At 61.1% G+C, this 21,210-nt stretch carries 16 protein-coding genes; 10 read left to right on the top strand and 6 right to left on the bottom strand.

Annotated elements, in window-relative coordinates; genetic code table 11:
- The 5 genes from QF043_RS16470 to dhaL all read left to right on the top strand — a co-directional run bounded on the left by QF043_RS16470 (position 1) and on the right by dhaL (position 4,889).
- On the top strand, positions 1–1,008 hold the full coding sequence (locus QF043_RS16470; protein ID WP_307419369.1) for a substrate-binding domain-containing protein: 1,008 nt from the start codon (positions 1–3) through the stop codon (positions 1,006–1,008).
- 176 nt (positions 1,009–1,184) lie between these two features.
- Positions 1,185–1,940, top strand: a complete 756-nt coding sequence (locus QF043_RS16475; protein WP_307419370.1) for an SDR family oxidoreductase — start codon at positions 1,185–1,187, stop codon at positions 1,938–1,940.
- A gap of 27 nt (positions 1,941–1,967) precedes the next feature.
- On the top strand, positions 1,968–3,083 hold the full coding sequence (locus QF043_RS16480) for an alcohol dehydrogenase catalytic domain-containing protein (protein WP_307419371.1): 1,116 nt from the start codon (positions 1,968–1,970) through the stop codon (positions 3,081–3,083).
- Positions 3,084–3,236: 153 nt separating this feature from the next.
- Positions 3,237–4,238, top strand: coding sequence for a dihydroxyacetone kinase subunit DhaK (locus tag QF043_RS16485; RefSeq protein ID WP_307419372.1), 1,002 nt, complete (start codon positions 3,237–3,239; stop codon positions 4,236–4,238).
- A 3-nt stretch (positions 4,239–4,241) separates the two neighbouring features.
- Positions 4,242–4,889 carry a dihydroxyacetone kinase subunit DhaL gene (dhaL, locus tag QF043_RS16490; protein ID WP_307419373.1) on the top strand — a complete coding sequence of 216 codons (648 nt, stop codon included), beginning with the start codon at positions 4,242–4,244 and terminating at the stop codon, positions 4,887–4,889.
- Here the strand turns inward: dhaL and QF043_RS16495 are convergent.
- The gene (locus QF043_RS16495) at positions 4,846–5,745 is read right to left on the bottom strand and encodes a LysR family transcriptional regulator (protein ID WP_307419374.1); all 900 of its coding nucleotides are present in this window, start codon (positions 5,743–5,745) and stop codon (positions 4,846–4,848) included. The genes dhaL and QF043_RS16495 overlap by 44 nt on opposite strands.
- A gap of 150 nt (positions 5,746–5,895) precedes the next feature.
- Here QF043_RS16495 and QF043_RS16500 point away from each other — a divergent pair, with 150 nt between their 5' ends.
- Entirely contained in the window at positions 5,896–7,410 is a 1,515-nt protein-coding gene (locus tag QF043_RS16500) for an MFS transporter (RefSeq protein WP_307419375.1), read from the top strand.
- Between the two features lie 118 nt (positions 7,411–7,528).
- Here the strand turns inward: QF043_RS16500 and sohB are convergent, their stop codons facing one another.
- Positions 7,529–8,554 (bottom strand): protease SohB, encoded by a 1,026-nt coding sequence (sohB, locus tag QF043_RS16505; protein ID WP_307419376.1) that lies wholly within the window; start codon positions 8,552–8,554, stop codon positions 7,529–7,531.
- 193 nt (positions 8,555–8,747) lie between these two features.
- On the opposite strand from sohB, the gene QF043_RS16510 reads away from it, so the two are divergent.
- Positions 8,748–9,458 carry a histidine phosphatase family protein gene (locus QF043_RS16510; RefSeq protein WP_307419377.1) on the top strand — a complete coding sequence of 237 codons (711 nt, stop codon included), beginning with the start codon at positions 8,748–8,750 and terminating at the stop codon, positions 9,456–9,458.
- Positions 9,459–9,514: 56 nt separating this feature from the next.
- Entirely contained in the window at positions 9,515–9,829 is a 315-nt protein-coding gene (locus QF043_RS16515; protein WP_016969749.1) for an SCP2 sterol-binding domain-containing protein, read from the top strand.
- A gap of 66 nt (positions 9,830–9,895) precedes the next feature.
- Here QF043_RS16515 and QF043_RS16520 read toward each other — a convergent pair whose 3' ends face one another.
- The 3 genes from QF043_RS16520 to QF043_RS16530 all read right to left on the bottom strand — a co-directional run bounded on the left by QF043_RS16520 (position 9,896) and on the right by QF043_RS16530 (position 16,029).
- The gene (locus tag QF043_RS16520) at positions 9,896–10,525 is read right to left on the bottom strand and encodes a hypothetical protein (protein ID WP_307419378.1); all 630 of its coding nucleotides are present in this window, start codon (positions 10,523–10,525) and stop codon (positions 9,896–9,898) included.
- Between the two features lie 1,325 nt (positions 10,526–11,850).
- Positions 11,851–14,487, bottom strand: a complete 2,637-nt coding sequence (locus QF043_RS16525) for a glucosidase (RefSeq protein ID WP_307419379.1) — start codon at positions 14,485–14,487, stop codon at positions 11,851–11,853.
- A gap of 132 nt (positions 14,488–14,619) precedes the next feature.
- Entirely contained in the window at positions 14,620–16,029 is a 1,410-nt protein-coding gene (locus QF043_RS16530) for an OprD family outer membrane porin (protein WP_307419380.1), read from the bottom strand.
- 288 nt (positions 16,030–16,317) lie between these two features.
- Here QF043_RS16530 and QF043_RS16535 point away from each other — a divergent pair, with 288 nt between their 5' ends.
- Positions 16,318–17,694, top strand: coding sequence for a VOC family protein (locus QF043_RS16535; protein WP_307419381.1), 1,377 nt, complete (start codon positions 16,318–16,320; stop codon positions 17,692–17,694).
- A 124-nt stretch (positions 17,695–17,818) separates the two neighbouring features.
- Here QF043_RS16535 and QF043_RS16540 read toward each other — a convergent pair whose 3' ends face one another.
- Positions 17,819–18,058 (bottom strand): DUF465 domain-containing protein, encoded by a 240-nt coding sequence (locus QF043_RS16540; RefSeq protein WP_307419383.1) that lies wholly within the window; start codon positions 18,056–18,058, stop codon positions 17,819–17,821.
- Positions 18,059–18,232: 174 nt separating this feature from the next.
- Between QF043_RS16540 and tkt the strand changes: the two genes are divergently transcribed.
- Positions 18,233–20,296: a transketolase gene (gene tkt, locus QF043_RS16545; RefSeq protein ID WP_307419384.1), complete on the top strand. Its 2,064-nt coding sequence runs from the start codon at positions 18,233–18,235 to the stop codon at positions 20,294–20,296.
- Positions 20,297–21,210: the final 914 nt, after the last annotated feature.

The following is a 21,210-nucleotide window of genomic DNA, read 5'->3' on the forward strand; positions in this document are numbered from 1 at the left end:
ATGAAACTTGGTACCACTTTGGCCGCCGCGGCGACCCTCACTCTGCTCGCCAGCAGCATTGCCTTTGCCGCCGATGGCAAGACCTACAAGATCGGCGCGGCCGTCTACGGCCTCAAGGGCCAGTTCATGCAGAACTGGGTCCGCGAGCTCAAGGAACACCCGGCGGTCAAGGACGGCACCGTGCAACTGACCGTGTTCGACGGCAACTACGATGCCCTGACCCAGAACAACCAGATCGAAAACATGGTGACCCAGCGCTACGACGCCATCCTGTTCGTGCCCATCGACACCAAGGCCGGGGTCGGTACTGTGAAAGCCGCCATGAGCAACGACGTAGTGGTCATCGCCTCCAATACGAAAGTAGCCGATGCCTCCGTGCCTTATGTGGGCAACGACGACGTAGAAGGCGGCCGCCTGCAGGCCCAGGCCATGGTCGACAAGCTCAATGGCAAAGGTAACGTGGTGATCATCCAGGGCCCGATTGGCCAGTCGGCGCAGATCGACCGGGAAAAAGGCGAGCTGGAAGTGCTGAGCAAGCACCCGGACATCAAGATCATCGAGAAAAAGACCGCCAACTGGGACCGCGCCCAGGCCCTGACCCTCACCGAGGACTGGCTGAACGCGCACCCCAAAGGCATCAACGGCGTGATCGCGCAAAACGACGACATGGCCCTCGGCGCCGTGCAGGCACTGAAGTCCCACGGGCTGACGTCCAAGGACGTGCCGGTGACGTCTATCGACGGCATGCCGGACGCGATTCAGGCGGCAAAAAAAGACGAAGTCACCACCTTCCTGCAAGACGCCCAGGCCCAATCCCAAGGCGCGCTGGATGTGGCGTTGCGTGCCCTGGCGGGCAAGGACTACAAGCCGCAGTCGGTGATCTGGGAGCGCTACGGCAAAGACGTTAAATGGGGCGATGGCACCGCCAGGAATTACATCCTGCCGTGGGTGCCGGTGACCAATGCGAACGCGGATGCGCTGTACCAGCAGGTCAGTGGCGGCAAGTAGTTCTCACCTTGAAACAAGGTCAAGTGTGGAGCTGGCTTGTGTGGGAGCTGGCTTGCCTGCGATGCAGACACCTCGGTGTGTCAGTTACATACGGTTGATGCCATCGCAGGCAAGCCAGCTCCCACACAAGCCCGCTCCCACATTGGATCTTCATCGCTCTTCAGAGGGAGTCATTCATGTCTGGATTCTGGAACCAAGCCTTCGACCTCACCGGCCGTTGCGCGGTGATCACCGGCGGCGCCGCCGGCATTGGCCTGGCCTGCGCCCACCTGCTGGTGGAACGCGGCGCGCGCGTGGCCTTGCTCGACCGCGACCCGGCGGTGGTGCAAGTCGCGGCCGGCCTGGGCGACGGGCATTTGGGGATTGCCGTCGACCTCGGCGAGATCGGCCAGATACAGCGCACCATCGACAACGTATTCGAACACTTCCAGCGCCTGGATTACCTGATCAACAGCGCCGGCGTGGTGTTACTGGACAAGGCCGTCGACGTCAGCGAAAGCGCCTGGGACACCACCCTGGACATTAACCTCAAGGCCAGCTTCTTTGTGGCCCAGGCCTGCGCCAGACACATGCTGGCGCAGGGCGGCGGGCGCATCGTCAACCTGGCCTCCCAGGCCGCCGTGATTGGCCTGGACCGTCACGTCGCCTACTGCGCGAGCAAGGCGGCCATCGTCGGCATGACCAAAGTGCTGGCCATGGAGTGGGCGCCACAGATCAACGTCAACGCCATCTCCCCGACCATCGTCGAGACCGCCCTGGGCAAAAAAGCCTGGGCCGGTGAAGTGGGTGAAAAAGCCAAATTGCAGATCCCGGCCGGCCGCTTTGCCCAGCCGGAAGAAATCGCCGGGCTGGCGCTGTACCTGCTCAGCGACGCCGCGCAGATGATCACCGGCGCCAACATGGTGATCGATGGCGGCTACAGCATTCAGTAATTCATCTTTTGTCGTGAGGTTTTTGTCATGTCCACCGTCACCGAACGCACACCTGAACACCTCTCCCCGGTCATTCCGAAAACCATGCAGGCCGTGGTCTGCCATGGCCCGGAAGACTATCGCCTGGAAACCGTCGACGTGCCCACGCCCGGCCCCGACGAGATTCTCACCAAAGTCGAGCTGTGCGGCATCTGCATGGGTGACATCAAGACCTATCGCGGCGCGCCGTCGTTCTGGGGCGATGCCGAGCAACCGCGTTATGTGAAGCCGCCGATGATTCCGGGGCATGAGTTCGTCTGCCGGGTGGTCGCCCTCGGCCCAGGTGCAGAAAAACGGGGCGTGGCGGTGGGTGATCGAGTGATCTCCGAGCAGATCGTGCCGTGCTGGGGCTGCCGTTTCTGCAACCACGGCCAGTACTGGATGTGCCAGAAGCACGACCTGTATGGCTTCCAGAACAATGTGCAGGGCGCCATGGCCCAGTACATGATCTTCACCAAGGAAGGCATCATCCACAAAGTGCCGGAATCCATCGCCCCGGATGAAGCCATTCTGATCGAGCCGCTGGCCTGCTCGCTGCACGCGGCCGAACGCGCGAATGTCGACCATGACGACGTGGTGGTGGTCGCCGGTGCCGGCACCCTGGGCCTGGGCATTATCGGTGCGGTGCGCCTGCGCAACCCGAAAAAACTCATCGTGCTGGACATGAAACCCGAACGCGCCGCCCTCGCCCTGCGCATGGGCGCCGACGAGGTGTGGAACCCGGCGGAAGTCGACGTGATGGCCAAGATCCGCGCGATCACCGACGGCTATGGTTGCGACATTTATATCGAAGCCACCGGGCACCACAAGGCGGTAAACCAGGGCCTGGCGATGCTGCGCAAGCTGGGGCGTTTCGTCGAATTCAGCGTGTTCAATGACGAGGCCACGGTAGATTGGTCGATCATCGGCGACCGCAAGGAATTGGATATTTTGGGCTCGCACCTGGGACCGTACATGTACCCGCGCGCCATCGACTTTATCGGCAACCGCAAGATCGACATGCGCGACGTGGTGACTCACAAGTTCGCGTTGGCGGACTTCAAGGAAGCGTTTGCGGTGATGGAGCGCGGGGACAAGTCGCTCAAGGTAGTCCTCGAACCTTAAGAACACTACATCCCCAAATGTGGGAGCGGGCTTGCTCGCGAAGACGGCGTGCCAGTCAACACAGGTATCAACTGAACCACCGCTTTCGCGAGCAAGCCCGCTCCCACAGGGGATTGTTGTTGCCCTTCAAGAACAAGAACAGGAACCCGCGTTATGAATCGAGTCATCAACGATCCGGACCAAGTGGTCGAGGACATGCTGCGCGGCATCCTGGTCGCGCACCCCGAGCTGCGCCAATTCGAAACCAACCCACGGGTCATCACCAAGGCCAGGCCCTCGGCAGACGGCCGTGTCGGCATTGTCACCGGCGGCGGCTCCGGCCATGAGCCGGCCTTCCTCGGCTACGTCGGCCCGGGCCTGGTGGACGCCGTGGCCGTCGGCGAGATTTTCTCCTCGCCCACCGCCAAGAGCTTCTTCGACGCCTTCCGCGCCGCCGACCATGGCGCGGGCGTGGCCTGCCTGTACGGCAACTACGCTGGCGACAACATGAACGTGAAGCTGGCAATGAAAATGGCCGCCAGCAAAGACATGCGCATCCGCACCGTGGTCGCCAATGACGACGTGGCTTCCGCGCCCAAGGCCGATATCGCCAAGCGCCGTGGCGTGGCCGGCGAAATCTTCATGTGGAAGATCGGCGGCGCTGCGGCCGCCCAGCATTACGATCTGGATGGGGTAATTCGCGTCGCGCAGAAAACCGTGGATAACTGCCGCTCCATCGGCATCGGCCTCACGCCCTGCACCATCGCCGCCGTGGGCAAGCCGAACTTCCAGATTCCCGACGGCCAGATGGAACTGGGCATCGGCCATCACGGCGAACCGGGCATTGAAGTGATCGCCATCGAACCGGCCGCCGCCATGGCCGAGCGCATGCTCGCGCCGATCCTGGCCGACCGCGATTTCAGCCAGGACGACAGCGTGGTGGTGCTGGTCTCGGGCCTCGGCGCCACACCGGTGATGGAACTGTATGTGTTCTACGCCGAGGTCGAACACCAACTCAAGGCCAAGGGTTTGAAGATTCACCGTTGCTACGTCGGCAACTACTTCACCTCCCTGGAAATGATGGGCGTGACCCTGACCCTGCTCGGCCTCGACGCCGAGCTTAAAACCCTGATCGACCAACCCTGCCGCTCCATCGGCATGACCCAGGCGGAGTGAACCATGAGCCAGCATTTTTCCACCCGCGACGGCAGCGCGATTGTCGCCGACCTGGTCAGCGTGATCGTGGCCAACCGTGACTACCTCAGTGAAATCGACGGCGCCATTGGCGACGGCGACCACGGCATCAACATGGCCAAGGGCTTTGCCCATTGCGGGCGCAGCCTCGAAGGCCGCCAACTGACCTTGGCCGAAGCCCTGGATGAACTGACCTTGAGCCTGATGGAAGGCATCGGCGGTTCCATGGGGCCGCTGTATGGCAGCCTGTTTATCGGCATGGCCGACGAAGTGCGCAGCAGCGAAGCGATCGACGCGGCAACCTTTGCCCACCTGTTGCGCGGCGGTTTGACCTCGTTGCAGGACATCACCGAAGCGGGCGTGGGCGACAAGTGCCTGATGGACACGCTGATCCCGGCGGTTGAAGCCTTTGAGCGTGCGCAGGCCGGTGGCGCGTCCTTTAGTGATGCGCTGGAGGCGATGAAAACCGCGGCGTCACAGGGGCGTGATTCGACCAAAGACCTGATCGCCAAAATCGGCCGCGCCAGCCGCCTGGGCGAGCGCTCGCTGGGGGTACTGGATGCCGGGGCGGTGTCGTGCTGCCTGATACTTACGCGCCTGGCCGATTCCGTGCAGCCACGGCTGACTGCTTGACCTGCTGGATATACCGCGCCACCGCCGGCGCTATTTCAAAGCGCCGGTGAATCAGCGACAGCCACGAAGACGCTGCATCATCCTGATGAATCGTGCGGTACACCACGCCCGGCAAACTCACATGCCCGACCATCGACGCCGGCACCACCGCCACGCCCTGCCCTAACGACACCAGCGCCACCACCGCGACCAGCCCGCCCGGCTGCGGCCCCAGGCGCGGGGCGAAACCACCTTGCGCCGCCACCTGCAAGGTGCCGTTGATTTGTTCCGGCAATATAAACGTCTCGTTTTTCAGGTGCTCGCAGCCGATGACCTTAAGCCCCAGCAGCCAGGAATCCTGAGGCAGCGCCAACACAAAGCCTTCGCTGTCCAGGCGCACCGCCTCCACGCCGTTGGGCAAGGTCATGGGCGAGCGGATATAGCCGATGTCATAACGCCCGTCGGCCACCGCGCCAGGCAAGGACGCCATGGCGCATTCGCGCACATTCACGCTCACATCGGGAAACGCCTGGCTGAACGCCTGCGTCTGCTTTTGCAGCAGCCCCGAATACACCGCTGACGCCACATAGCCCAGTTCGATATGCCCGATGTCTCCCCGCCCGGCACGCTGGGCGTTGCGTTGGGCGAACTCGAACTGGCGCACGGTGGCTTCGGCCTCAATCAACAACGCGGCGCCGGCTTCGGTGAGGCTGACTTCCCGTTGCTGACGGATAAACAGGCGCGTGCCCAGCGTGGCTTCCATGTCCTGGATCTGGCGACTCAAGGTCGGCGGCGCGATGCCCAGTTGCTCAGCCGCGCGGGTGAAATTGCGCTGCCTGGCGACGGCGAGGAAGTAGCGGAAATGGCGGATTTCCATTTTTGCATTAGCTCAAAGGTAATGAAGTGCAGGGTTCCAGCTAATAAAACAGAGCATGGCCGGAGATAAGCTCAACGTACTCCAAAACTAGAGAGCCCTAGCGATGCACGTCAACTGTCTTTTCCATATTACCTGTAAGGCAATCAAGCCATGAGCCGGGTCAGCCCGGGCCTCACCCTGCTGACCGCCTCCGGCGTCTGCTCGCTGATCGTGCTCGACACCAATATCGTCGCCGTCACCCTGCCGAGCATTGCGCGCGACCTGGGCGCGAACTTCGCCGATATCGAGTGGGTGGTCAGCGCCTACATGCTGGCGTTCGCCGCGTTATTGCTGCCCGCCGGCAGCATCGCCGACCGCTTTGGCCGCAAGCGGTCGCTGATCTGGGGCTTGAGCATTTTTATTCTCGCCTCACTGGGCTGCGGCGCTGCACCGAATGCGTTGTTCCTGGACATTGCCCGCGCGGTCAAAGGCGTCGGCGCAGCCTTGCTGCTGACCTCGGCCCTGGCCTCCATCGGCCACACCTTTCACGATGAAGTCGAGCGCGCCAAAGCCTGGGCATTCTGGGGCGCGTGCATGGGCGTGGCGATGACCGCCGCGCCGACACTGGGCGGCGTGATCACCCAGTACCTGGGCTGGCGCTGGATCTTCTACCTCAACCTGCCCGTGGGCCTGGGGTTGATGGCGTTGGCGCTGCGGGCGATTCCCGAATCACGCGACACTCAATCGGCACGCCTGGACCCGTGGGGCAGCCTGGCCTTCAGTGCCAGCTTGCTGTGCCTGATCTGGGGTTTGATCGAGGCCAATCGCATCGGCTGGGACAGCCCGCTGACCTATGCGCGCTTGATCGGCGGCGCAGTGTTGCTGGGGGTGTTTGTGCTGGTCGAACGCGTGCAACAGCGGCCCATGGTCGACTTGCAACTGTTCCGGCACCCGCGTTTTATCGGCGCGCTGCTGGGGATGTTTGCCTACGCCGGGTGCGCTCAGGTGATGATGACGTTGCTGCCGTTTTATCTACAAAACGGGTTGGGTTTCTCCGCTGTCGCCTCAGGCCTGGGCATGTTGCCATTTGCCTTGACCATGCTGATTTGCCCACGCATCGGCGCACGGCTGGCCGGGCGTTTTGCGCCAGCGACGATGATGGCAACCGGTTTGACGCTGGTGGGCTGCGGCAACCTGTTAAGCGCCTGGGCGGTGAATGCGGGCGGTTATCTGCCCTTCGCGCTGGCGATTGCCGTGACTGGCGCCGGTGCGGGCCTGCTCAATGGCGACACGCAGAAAAACATCATGGCCTGCGTGCCTCGTGACCGTGCGGGTATGGCGTCGGGCATGAGTACCACCATGCGTTTCAGCGCGATCATGTTGGCCATCGGCGTGTATGGGGCGTTGCTCAGCAGCCATAGCGAGCAACTGCTCAGCGCGAGTATCGACGTGCAATGGCAGGCGCAAGCGGCGGGGATTGCATCGAGGGTAGTGGCCGGGGATATGCCGGCAGCCATGGCTTTGTTGCCGGAACCGGCGCGGGCGCTGGTGCAGCCGCTGGCGCGGCAGGCGTTTGTGGGTGGGTTCAGCGGGGTGTTGTGGGTGGCGGGGTTGTTGGGTTTGCTGGGGGCGTTGGTGGTGGGAACGCTGATGCGAAAGCCGATTCCCGCCCTGGCGCAAAACTAAATGTGGGAGCGGGCTTGCCCGCGATTACGGTGTATCAGCCGACAACTATGTTGCCTATGCCACCGCCATCGCGGGCAAGCCCGCTCCCACATGGATCACCTGGGTCTTCAGATGTGGGTTACCAGAACCGCTGCTGGGTCAACCGGCTCCACCAGGTCAGCAACACGCGGTCCACCGAGCCGCTGGCCGCCAGGCCTACGCGTTCTTGCAGGCTTTTACGCTCGGCGTAGTGCAGGTGGAACACCTCGGCCGTCTTGGCCTTGGCCGCCAGGTATTCGTCACTGGTTTGCAGTTCGTCAACCAGTTGTTTATCGAGCGCTGCAACACCCAGCCACACTTCTCCGGTCGCGACGTCATCGATTGCCAGCTGCGGGCGATAGCGCGACACAAAGTTCTTGAACAACTGATGGGTGATGTCCAGGTCTTCCTGGAACTTCTCCCGGCCCTTCTCGGTGTTTTCGCCAAACACGGTGAGGGTGCGTTTGTATTCACCGGCGGTCAGCACTTCAAAGTCGATGTCGTGCTTTTTCAGCAGGCGGTTGACGTTGGGCAGTTGCGCCACCACGCCAATGGAGCCGAGGATGGCAAAGGGGGCGCTGATGATCTTCTCGCCAATGCACGCCATCATGTAGCCGCCGCTGGCCGCAACCTTGTCGATGCACACGGTCAGCGGCACGCCGGCCTGACGGATACGCGCCAGCTGCGACGAGGCCAGGCCATAGCTGTGCACCATGCCGCCGCCGCTTTCCAGGCGCAGCACCACTTCGTCTTTCGGCGTGGCCAGGCTCAACAGCGCGGTGATTTCATGACGCAGGCTCTCGGTGGCCGAGGCCTTGATGTCGCCGTCAAAATCGAGCACAAACACCCGTGGCTTGGCCTCGGGCTTCTTCTTGCTGTTCTTCTTTTCGGTCTTGCTTTCGGACTTGCGCAGGGCCTTGAGCTGGTCCTTGTCGAGCAGGCTCGATTCGAGGCGTTCACGCAGGCCTTTGTAGAAATCATTGAGCTTGCTGACCTGCAATTGGCCGGCGGATTTGCGCCGCCCCTTGCTGCGCAGCGCGGCGAAACTGATCAGTACCACCAGAATAGCGACCACCAGGGTGACGGTCTTCGCCAGAAAGCTCGCGTATTCGGCCAAAAAATCCATATGTCTCCTTAAAAAAGCACGGCGCCAGGCGCGGATGGCCCCAGCATACCGACGGCACCGCCTTCGGACCAGTGCTCAAACCGCCGGCAGTCGGCCTCTAACGCGCTTTTAAAACAAGCGTATGTTTTTTCATTGACAGCTCCCTGCCATCCTCATAACCTCGCCAGACTTTCAACGTACCGGGAAAACGGACGTGGGCAGCATCTATCTGATTCGACATGGCCAGGCCTCCTTCGGTGCAGACGACTATGACGTCCTGTCGCCCGTCGGCGTGGAGCAAGCACAGGTACTCGGTCGCCACCTGGCCGACCTGGGCCTCACGTTCGACCGTTGTGTCTCGGGCGACCTGCGTCGCCAGCAACACACCGCCACCGCCGCGTTCGATCAATACCGCGCCCTCGGCCTGCCAGCCCCAACGCTGGAAATCGACACGGCCTTCAACGAGTTCGACGGCGAAGCGATCATCCGCGCCCTGCTCCCCGACCTGCTGAGCACCGAGCCCCACGCCGTGGATATCCTGCGCAACGCGGCGCAAAACCGCAGTGAGTTCCAGCGCATTTTCGCCCTGATCATCGAGCGCTGGCTGGCCGGCACCTACGACCCGCCCGGGCTGGAAAGCTGGCTGGGCTTCGTGGAGCGTGTGCAGGGTGGCTTGCAACGCATTCTGGAAGCGGCCGACAACAGCGACAAGATCGCCGTGTTTACTTCCGGCGGCACCATTACCGCCCTGCTCCACCTGATGACCCGAATGCCTGCCGAGCAGGCCTTCGAACTGAACTGGCAAATTGTTAACACCTCGCTCAACCAGCTGAAATTCCGTGGTCGCGAGGTGGCACTGGCTTCCTTCAACAGTCATACCCACTTGCAACTGTTGAAGGCGCCGCAGCTCATCACGTTCCGATGAATTGCGGCCAACCGTGACCCCAAGGTCACTGGACTCTACCTTAAAGGATCGAAACCATGACTGACGTAGCCAAAGCTGTAGAAGCAATGAAAGCCAAATTCAACCCGGCCGCTGCCGACGGCCTGGACCTGGTGTTCGGTTTCCGTATCGACGACACCCAGAACTTCTCGCTGGTGGTGAAAAACAACACCTGTGAACTGCTGGAAGGCGAAAACCCTGACGCCCAGGTTACCCTGGTGACCGACGGCGAAACCATGGAAGGCATCGTCAGCGGCGATACCGACGGCATGCAGGCCTTCATGAGCGGCAAACTGCGCACCGAAGGCGACATGATGCTGGCCATGAAACTGAGCGAGCTGTTCCCGGCCTGATAACGCCGCGCTCAAAAAAATCCCGCCTTCCGGCGGGATTTTTCATTTCTGGCCCAAGCCTCGTTATCAACGCCCAGCAGCGGCTTCGACTTTTTTAAACTGCGCCACTTCTTCTGGCGAACCCGGGTTGCCGTATTCATTGAGGAACCGCCAATGGCCCGGTCTCATCTTGAATTCGCCGCTCTCCACGTCCCGACCAACCGTCACCCTGTATTGATTGCGACCTACCCGCACATAGACTTTATAGAAGTCCACGGGTTGATCTTCAGCCATAAAAAGACTGTACGCGTACCGCGCACGACGAGTGAGGTCGGGCCACTGCTGCTCCAACACAGTGCTATCGCGTCCGGAATTACCCATGGCATCGATTGCGTCTATGCTTGCCTGAACCAACGCATCATTTTCATCAATGCCCAGAACCAAAGGTTTGATCCGGGTCATTGTGCGTTTCTCGTCAGCTTCTGCACCCATCTCCTTTTCATCATCCGTCAGCGTCACTGCGTCAAGACGGTACATGCCGTTCTTGACCCATTTAGTCGCATCGGTCGCAAAGCCGACATCGCATGCCAGGCACATAGCCCTCAGCTCCTGCGCACCGGCGCTGCCAACAGGCAGGCAGGCGAGCAACGCACCGGCGCTGACCAGCAATGCGCCCAGCAGGTTGGCAGGGCTTGAAACGATGGCGGGGGTTGCCATGATCTACATCCTTGTAAAGGTAAGGCCGGCGAATCTACCTGAATCAAGCCTTTTGGTGGCGGGATTTTTTGCCTGCCATTTCGCAAGCAATGCAGTTTTAATGTGGGAGCTGGCTTGCCTGCTGTGGCGGTGTTTCGGTGTACATATCCGTTATTTAGGTCACGGCGGCTTATGGTTCCGCTCTTACAGCGGGTCACTTTTGGCAAACGCCCCAAAAGTAACCAAAAGGTCTGTGCCCCACCACTCGGCACCTCGCTAATGCTCGGTGTGCCCTCACTCCGGCTTGAATCCGTGGGCCGCCGCGATGGGCCATCCTTGGCCCAGCGCGGCTAACCCGGCGTCCTGCCGGGTTACCCACGGATTCAAGCCTGCGTTCGGCCAGCGTGGTTGACGGGGCGCCTCAGATCAAAAGCAAGATCAAAAGCAGAGCACGGCGGCCTAGTAGCCGACCTGAGTGGTTGAAGCAAAAGCCAGATCAAGTGCAAAGCAACAGCCTATCTACCTGATGCAACACAGTCTAAATGTGGGAGCGGGCTTGCTCGCGAATGCGGTGGGTCAGTGACAGATGGATTGACTGATCCACCGCATTCGCGAGCAAGCCCGCTCCCACAGTTGACCGCATGCAGTTTTGAATATGAGGTCGGCTGTGGATTTGCATGCACTGAAGAGCTGCTTTTCTGTGGGAGCTGGCTTGCCTGCGATGCAGGCACCTCGGTGTGTCAGGTACAACAAGTTGAGGCCATCGCAGGCAAGCCAGCTCCCACAGTTGACCGAGTATGGCTCTGCTGTTGCTGTTGCTGTTGCTGTTGCTGTTGCTGTTGCTGTTGCTGTTGCTCTGGCCCTTACATCCTTTTCGATGACGAAGTCAGCGGTCTTTTGATCTGCGCTTTTGATCTTGATCTTGATCTGAAATCGCCCCGTCAAACACGATGGCCGGAATCTGACAGGGATTTGGGGGGGTAAACCGGCAGGGATGCCGGTTTAGCCGCCCCGCGCCATGGATGGCGCGTGGCGGCGGCCCCCCAAATCACTGGCGGATTGCGGGCATGCCGAGCCATAGCGAGGCACCGAGTGTTGGGGCGAGGACCTTTTGGTTACTTTTGCGTCCTTGCAAAAGTGACCCGCTGTAAGAGCGGAACCATAAGCCGCCGTTACCGCAGCAACGGATATGCCCCCCGCGCCCGACCGCCCCCCCTGGTCAACCCGTTAACATTGTGTAGATACCCATGCTGCGATAGCGGTGGACCCGACAACATTGATGCAGGCAGTGCCGACACCATCGCAGGCAAGCCAGCTCCCACAGAAAAGCAGAGCAGTGGTGCGGCTTAGCTTTTCGGCTGCAGCAACAACGCCACCAACGCACTCCACCCGGTCTGATGCGACGCCCCCAGGCCACGCCCGGTTTCGCCATGAAAATACTCATGGAACAACACCAGATCGCGACTGGCCGGGTCCGCTTCCAATTGCGCATAGCCTGCCATCGACGGGCGCAGGCCATTTTCATCGCGTAGAAACAAGCGCGTGAGGCGTTGGCTGAGGCTGTCGGCCACTTCCTCAAGGGACGCCAGATAACCGCTGCCCGTGGGGTACTCCACCGAGAAATTATCCGCGTAGTAGCGGTGAAACTCGCGCAGCGATTCGATCAGCATGTAGTTCACCGGCATCCACAACGGCCCGCGCCAATTGGAGTTGCCGCCGTACAAACGTGAGTCGGACTCGCCGGGCTGGTAGCGCGCGCACAGGGTGTCGCCGTTCATCTTCAGCGCCAGCGGCTGTTCGGCAAAGGCCTTGGATAACGAGCGCACGCCAAACGTCGACAAAAACTCCTGGTCATCGAGCATGCGCCGCAGCAGGTCTTTGGTGCGCTCGCCGCGCAGCAAGGCGAGCAACAGGCGGTTGCCCTGCCCCGGTTCGTTCCAGCGCGACACCAGCTTGGCCAGGTCCGGCCGGTGTTTCATAAACCCCAGCAGGCGTTCACGCAAGCCTTGCAGCCCTTCGTGCTCGCGCTGCTCCAGCACCAACACGGCAAACAATGGCATCAGGCCGACGATGGAGCGCAGGCGCACCGGCTCGTTCTGGCCGTCCGGGCGGTGCAGCACATCGTAGAAGAACTGGTCCTGCTCATCCCACAAGCCCTCGGCGCTGTCGTCGACGCGGTTGATCGCACCGGCGATGTACAGGAAGTGCTCAAAGAACTTCACCGCGATATCCACGTACACCCCATTGCGCTTGGCCAGCTCCAGGCCGATGCGCATCAGGTCCAGGGCATACGCCGCGACCCACGCGGTGCCGTCGGCCTGATCCAGCTGGTAGCCGGGCGGCAAGGTGGCCGAGCGGTCGAACAAGGCGATGTTGTCCAGGCCCAGAAAACCGCCCTGGAACAGGTTGCGGCCCTCGGCGTCCTTGCGGTTGACCCACCAGGAAAAATTCAGCAGCAGCTTGTGGAAAATCCGCTCGAGAAAGTCCATGTCGCCCACGCCGGTCAGCGCCTTGTCCTGCTGATACACGCGCCAACTGGCCCAGGCGTGTACCGGCGGGTTGGCGTCGTCGAAACGCCATTCATACGCCGGCAGCTGGCCATTGGGGTGCATAAAGCGATCTTTAACCAGCAATAACAACTGTTGCTTGGCATACCCCGGATCAATCAGCGCCATCGCCACGGCCTGAAAGCCCTGGTCCCAGGAGGCGTACCACGGGTATTCCCAGGTGTCGGGCATGGACAAAATGTCGAAGTTCGACAGGTGCCGCCAATGGGTATTGCGGATGTGCAGGCGCTCGGGCGGCGGCGCGGGTTGGGCCGGGTCGCCGTCGAGCCACTGGTTTACATCAAAGTAGTAGAGCTGCTTGGACCACAGCAACCCGGCCAGGGCCTGGCGCTGTACATTGCGCGCGTCAGCATCGGCAATGCCTTGCTGCAGGGCGGCGTAGAAGTCGTCCGCCTCTTGGCGGCGCAGTTCGAACAGCTTGCGTGCATTGACCTCGGGTGCGTCCACCGGCGCAAACCGCAGGTACAGGGTCTTGCTCTCCTGGCCCGCCAGTTCAAGGCTGAAACGCGCGGCGACCTTGGTGCCCGTGTCGCGGCGAATTGCCGAGTCTGCGCCGCCCACCACGTAGTCGTTGATGCCATCCTTGAACGGCCCCGGCGCCGGTTGCCCATCGAGCTTGGGGAAGTTGCTTTCGTTTTCGCAGAACAGCCACTCCAGGCCGTCCTGGCCCCAGGCGCTGAGGTGGCGGTCGGTCAGCTCATGATGCCGGGCCAGCACCCGTTCACCGTCCAGGCGCAACTGCGGCTTGGGCGCGTCCAAGGTCCAGCTCCAGTCATTGCGCGCCCACAGTTGGGGCAGCACTTGCACGCGCGTCGGCTGGTCTGCACGGTTGTGTACGGTGACGCGCATGAAAATATCGTCGGGCTGATGCTTGGCGTATTCGACCGTTACATCACAGTAGCGGTTGTCTTCGAATACGCCGGTGTCGAGCACTTCGTACTCGGCATCCTCAAGCCCACGGCGGGCGTTTTCGGCGAGCAGGTCGGCATAGGGGAACGCCGCATGCGGGTATTTGTAGAGCATGCGCATATAGGCATGGCTGGGCACGCCGTCGACAAAAAAGTACAGCTCCTTGACGTCTTCGCCGTGGTTGCCCTCGGCGTTGTTGAGGCCGAACAGGCGCTCCTTGAGGATGCTGTCACGCTCGTTCCACAACGCCAAACCCAGGCACCAGCGCTGCGCCTTGTCGCTGAAACCCGCCAGGCCGTCCTCGCCCCAACGGTAGGCGCGGCTGCGGGCGTGTTCGTGGGGGAAGTAGGCCCAGGCATCGCCATCGGCGCTGTAGTCTTCGCGCACTGTGCCCCATTGGCGTTCACTTAAATACGGGCCCCACTCGCGCCATTGCTCGGCGTCTTGGGCGGCCAGGCGCTGGCCTTCAATAGTTGCAAGGATGTTGGTTGCGGGCGTGGCCGTCATTGGGTCCTCCATCACTGACACAGTGGGGGCAGTGTAAAACCCATCCGTGCGCGGATGCACATGAAGTCGTGTTCGCGCGTGCAAAAAAAAGAGGCCGCTGTTCAGGCGGCCTCCGTGTGTGGCGGCGCGAGCTTAGAAGATCGCGTAGGTGTAGTTGAAGATCAGGCGCGTCTGGTCCTGGTCCGCCGTGCCGGTGTTGTGACCTTTGTAGGTACCGGTACGGAAGGTGGTGCCGAAGCCTTTGAGCGGGCCTTGCTGCACCACGTAATCGAGGCGGAAGTCGGTTTCGTTTTCTTTCTGGTCCGACCCACCGGCCACTTTGGACTTGATGCCCGTGCCGTCCAGGTACGCCACGGAGGCTTTCAAGCCCGGTACAAAGGCCTTGAAGTCATAGGAGTACTGGCCAAAATTAACCTGCTCGCCCGCGCGGGAGAACTGGCCCACCACGGCGTCGGTGAACAGGTAGAAGTCGCTGCCGCCCGCGCCTTGTGCGTTTGGATCAGCGATGCTGCCCTGGTTGACCCAGACGAAGCCGCCGTCATCGCTCACACCGATGTGACCGAGCATCAAGCTGCTGCCGCCCAACTGGTAGGTGAACGCGGCGCTGTAGGTTTTGTTGTCCACTTCGCCGGCGTGCTTGGCGTAGCCGCCGTTGTTGTTGAACTGGTAGCCGGCGTCACCGTTTTTGCCGTCGCTGGTGCTGTCGAAGTAACGCAGGTCAGTCTTGAACGACTGGTCGTTGCCCAATGGCAGCACGTGAACCAGGCCGAAGTAGTTCTGTTTGTAGAAGTCCTGCAGGTCGGCATAGTAGTACTGCAACGTCAGGTTTTTAGCGATGGCGTTGTCGGACGAGCCAAACGGTTTGTAGTCCACACCGCCGAACTTGAAGCTGTCGCTGTCGCGGGTACCGCCGGCAACGCTCAAGCCCGTGGCGTTGCTGGAAGCACGGCCTTCGGCACGGTTGAGCTCACCACCGGTGAAGGTCACGTTGGGGATGTCATTGGAGGTCAGGATGCCGCCGTCAAAGGTCTGCGGCGCCACACGGCTGTCGTTGGAGACCAGGATAGGCAACACCGGGGCCAAACCGCCACCGACGTGCAGCTCGGTCTGGGAAATGCGGAATTTCACGTTACCCGCAGCGCGACCGAAACTGTCGGCGGGTTCGGTGCCGTTGTTTTTGGTCGGGAAAAAGCTGTTGCCGTTACCCGCCAGGCCCGGGCCTGCGGCGTGGCCGTCGCCACCGTCCAGACGCAAGGCGCCGAACGCCATCACGTCGAAACCGACGCCAAGGGTGCCTTGGGTGTAACCGGATTTGTAGTCAAAGCGCAGCAAGGTCGCGGCTTCGCGCAGATCGTTGTTGGTGCCCGAACGGTTGTCGGCGCTGTAGTACATGGTCCGCGAACTGATAGCCGCATGGCTGTCTTCAAGAAAACCGCTGTGACCTGTGCCCGTGCCCAGAGAACCGAGCCCGAAGTCATCAGCGCACGCGTGTTGCGCGAGCAACGCTGCGGTGATGGATAACGCCAGTGTAGAAATTTTCATGTGTAACGGCCCCTAAACATTTTTTTATGTGCGTTGTGTGCAAACGGCGTTTTCATCCCTACAAACGTAACGATTGTTTCATGAGGACCGGGGCGCGCCTCGTGAAGAATTAGTTAGGAAAGTAGCCGCGAAAATGAAATTTTCCTGGCGCTGATTTTTGTCATATTTGCGTCATTTCATTCATTTGCAGAATGAAGTCCTGAGGATTCTTCGTTTGCCAGCCCCCTTAAAGCCCAACAGAATCCAGAGAAAGGCCGCACCCTCACCACCGTGTTCAGGAATTTTTCTATGCCAGGCGCCGCGTATGTCAGCCCCGACGAGATTCGCAAAGACTTTTCCAGGGCCATGTCCGACATGTACCGAGATGAAGTTCCGCTTTACGGCGCGCTGATGGAGTTGGTGGCCGAGACCAATACGCGGGTGCTGGAGAGTGATTCCGGCCTGGCCAAACACTTGCAACGCACCGGTGAAATGGATCGCCTGGCCATGGAGCGCCACGGCGCCATCCGCCTGGGCACCGCCCATGAGCTGGCCACTATCGGCCGTTTGTTTGCGGTGATGGGCATGCAGCCGGTGGGCTATTACGACCTCACACCCGCCGGTGTGCCGGTGCATTCCACGGCCTTTCGCGCCGTGCATGAACAGGCGCTGCAGGCCAGCCCGTTCCGCGTCTTTACGTCCCTGCTACGCCTGGAATTGATCGAAAACCTCGAGCTGCGCGCCTTTGCCGAAAGCGCCTTGGCCAAACGCTCGATTTTCACCCCTGGCGCCTTGGCGCTGATCGAGCAAGCCGAACGCGACGGCGGCCTAAACGCCGCGGATGCCCAAGTGTTTATCCGCGAGGCTCTGGAAACCTTTCGCTGGCACCACACCGCCACCGTGACCGGCGCCCAATACCAGCAATTGAGCGACCAGCATCGCCTGATCGCCGACGTGGTGGCGTTCAAAGGCCCACACATTAATCACCTGACGCCGCGTACCCTGGACATCGACCAGGTACAGGCCGCGATGCCCGGCAAAGGCATCACGCCCAAAGCCGTGATCGAGGGCCCGCCACGTCGCCAGTGCCCTATCCTGCTGCGTCAGACCAGCTTCAAGGCGCTCGACGAGCCCATCGCGTTTACCGACGCAAAAGGCAGCCACAGCGCGCGTTTCGGCGAAATAGAACAACGCGGCGTGGCGTTGACGCCAAAGGGTCGCGCCCTGTACGACCGGTTGCTGAACGCGGCGCGCGACGAACTGGGCGCCTTCCCGAATGAGGGCAACGCGGCACGTTACGTCGAATTGATGGCGCAACACTTCCAGGCCTTCCCCGATAACCACGCGCAGATGCGTGAACAGGGCCTGGCGTATTTCCGCTACTTCGTCACCGAGCAAGGCTTGGCGGCGCGCGGCCAGGCTGGTCAGCCGCAAACGTTGGAGGCCTTGATGGCGGCCGGGCACGTGGCGGTGGAGCCTTTGGTGTATGAGGATTTTCTGCCGGTGAGTGCGGCGGGGATTTTCCAGTCGAACCTGGGTGATGCCGCGCAAAGTCACTACGCAGCCCATTCGAACCAGGCTCAATTCGAGCAGGCACTGGGCCGTCGGACGATTGATGAATTGAAGCTGTATGCCGAGACGCAGCAGCGCTCCATGGATGAATGCATCCAGGCGCTGCGTGCATGAGATAGGATGCCCGCCCGGCTCAGCAGCGCAATCCTTGCGCCGCGACAGTCCCCAGAGCCGGGTGGACGGCCGGCATCATAAGCAGTGAAACGCCGGCTGTCGCTCAGACAATTCTGAACAAATATTACCGTCCCGTTGTAGGAGCAAGTTGCTCCACAACCATGTCTTTGACCAACAATCGTTTCTTCTTCAACTTCTCCAATTCCTCGTCGGCCCCACCTGAGGACTCGAACGCGAGCACCTGTTTATCGGCGGCGTCGTATTGTTCGAGCAGCGAATTCAACCGGTCATCGCTTTTCCTGCGTTCGTGAACAACTTCCTTGCTCAAACCCAAATCCTGATACAGGTCGTGTTTCACTGGCATGGAATACCTCCGCAAGTTGATCAATGGCCTACGCCTTGAAACTAGCCCATTCCAAGGGGTCTTGTCATGTCCTGGGTCAAGGCGGCCCCGTTCGTCGTAATGCGCACGATGGGATCAAACCTTTGCCGTGCCCTGCCCTCCACTGTAGATCGCCACCCGAGGGAGAACGGTTTCATGACTCACGCTGCCACTGCTGTCGACACCCAATGCATCAACACCATTCGTACCCTGGCCATGGACGCCGTGCAAAAGGCCAACTCCGGCCACCCCGGCACGCCCATGGGCCTGGCACCGGTGGGCTACACGCTGTGGAGCCGCTTCCTGCGTTACCACCCCGAACACCCGGATTGGCCTAACCGCGACCGTTTTGTGTTGTCGGTGGGGCACGCCTCGATGCTGTTGTATTCGCTGCTGCACCTGGCCGGGGTGGTTGAGATTGATGCCCACGGCAAGCGCTCCGGCCAGCCGGCGATCAGCCTGGACGACATCAAGCAATTCCGGCAGATGAGCTCCAAAACCCCCGGCCACCCCGAGTACCGCATGACTACCGGCGTGGAAACCACCACCGGCCCGCTGGGCCAGGGCTGCGCCAACAGCGTCGGCATGGCCATGGCCGAGCGCTGGCTGGGCAAGCGCTTTAACCGCGACGGCCAGGTGCTGTTCGACTACAACGTCAACACCCTGTGCGGTGATGGCGACATGATGGAAGGCATCAGCAGCGAAGCGGCGTCGATGGCCGGGCACTTGAAGCTCGATAACCTGTGCTGGATCTACGACAACAACACCATCAGCATCGAAGGCCACACCGAGCTGGCATTCAGCGAAGACGTGATCAAGCGCTTCCAGGCCTATGGCTGGCACACCTTGCACGTCACCGATGCCAACGACCTGCAAGCCCTGAGCGCAGCGTTGGAAACCTTCCAGGCCAACACCGGCGCGCCGACCCTGATTGTGGTCGACAGCGTGATCGGCTACGGCTCACCGCACAAACACAACACCGCCGCCGCCCATGGCGAGCCATTGGGCGACGAAGAAATCCGCCTGACCAAAGAGGCCTACGGCTGGCCGCAGGATTCCAGCTTCCTGGTGCCCGACGACGCCCGCACGGTGCTGCGCGATGCGCTGCTGGAACGCAGCCAGCCGCTGTATGAAACCTGGCAGCAACACTTGGCGCAGCTGGAGCAGTACGAACCGAAACTGGCCGATGAATTGAACCGCATGCGCGCCGGCGAAATGCCGGAGCACTGGCAGGACGAATTGCCCCACTTCGACACCGACGCCAAGGGCGTGGCCAGCCGCGCCGCCGGCGGCGAGGTGCTGAATGCCTTCGCGCAACAAATCCCCTGGCTGCTGGGCGGCTCGGCGGACCTGTCGCCCTCGACCAAGACCAACCTCACCTTCGACGGCGCCGGGCGTTTCAGTGCCGATGACTACAGCGGGCGCAACCTGCACTTCGGCATCCGCGAACACGCCATGGGCGCGATTGCCAACGGCATGGCGTTGTCCTACCTGCGGCCGTACACCTCGACCTTCCTGGTGTTCAGCGATTACATGAAACCGCCGATTCGCCTGGCGGCAATCATGGAATTGCCGGTGGTGTTTGTGTTTACCCATGACTCGATTGGCGTGGGTGAAGACGGCCCGACGCACCAGCCCATCGAACACCTGACACAACTGCGCGCCACGCCAGGGTTGCTGACCCTGCGCCCGGGCGATGCCAACGAAACGCTGGAACTGTGGAAGGTGGCCCTGGCGCAAACCCATCGGCCGAGCTGCGTGGTGTTGTCGCGCCAGGCGTTGCCGACCTTGGATCGCACAAAATATGCGGCGGCGTCTGGGGCGGCCAAAGGCGCTTATGTGTTGGCGGGCGCTGATAAACCTCAGGTGCTGCTGTTGGCGACGGGCAGTGAAGTGAGCCTGGCGGTGGCGGCTTATGAGCAGTTGCAAGCTGAAGGCATTGCTGCTCAAGTTGTGTCGATGCCCAGCTGGGAATTGTTTGAAGACCAGGATCAGGCGTACCGCGACAGCGTCTTGCCGCCAGCGGTAAAAGCCCGCGTGGTGGTGGAACAGGCTGGGCCCCTGGGTTGGGACCGCTATGTCGGGCAGACTGGCGCTAAAGTGGTAATGAACAGCTTTGGCGCGTCGGCACCGTTGGCCAAGTTGCAGGAGAAGTTTGGGTTTACGGTGGAGAATGTGGTGAAGCAGGCCAAGGAGCAGATTCGACTGGCTGGGCGTTGAGAGGGCATATCCGTTATTTAGGTAACGGCGGCTTATGGTTCCGCTCTTACAGCGGGTCACTTTTGTAAAGACACAAAAGTAACCAAAAAGTCTTCGCCCCAACACTCGGTGCCTCGCTGTGGCTCGGCATGCCCGCAATCCGCCAGTGATTTGGGGGGCCGCCGCCACGCGCCATCCATGGCGCGGGGCGGCTAAACCGGCATCCCTGCCGGTTTACCCCCCAAATCCCTGTCAGATTCCGGCCATCGTGTTTGACGGGGCGATTTCAGATCAAGATCAAGATCAAAAGCGCAGATCAAAAGACCGCTGACTTCGTCATCGAAAAGGATGTAAGGGCCAGAGCAACAGCAACAGCAACAGCAACAGCAACAGCAGAGCCATACTCGGTCAAAGGTGGGAGCTGGCTTGCCTGCGATGGCATCACCTGGGTGTACCTGACACACCGAGGTGTCTGCATCGCAGGCAAGCCAGCTCCCACAGAAAAGCAGCTCTTCAGTGCATGCAAATCCGCAGTCGACCTCATTTTCAAAACCACATGCGGTCAACTGTGGGAGCGGGCTTGCTCGCGAATGCGGTGGGTCAGTTACAGATGAATTGACTGACCCACTGCATTCGCGAGCAAGCCCGCTCCCACATTTAGACCGAGTTGCATCAGGTAGATAGGCTGTTGCTTTGCACTTGATCTGGCTTTTGCTTCAACCACTCAGGTCGGCTTTCAGGCCGCCGTGCTCTGCTTTTGATCTTGCTTTTGATCTGAGGCGCCCCGTCAACCACGCTGGCCGAACGCAGGCTTGAATCCGTGGGTAACCCGGCAGGACGCCGGGTTAGCCGCGCTGGGCCAGGGATGGCCCATCGCGGCGGCCCACGGATTCAAGCCGGAGTGAGGGCACACCGAGCCAGAGCGAGGTGCCGAG

Source organism: Pseudomonas sp. W3I7 (genome assembly GCF_030816095.1).
Classification (GTDB): domain Bacteria; phylum Pseudomonadota; class Gammaproteobacteria; order Pseudomonadales; family Pseudomonadaceae; genus Aquipseudomonas; species Aquipseudomonas salomonii.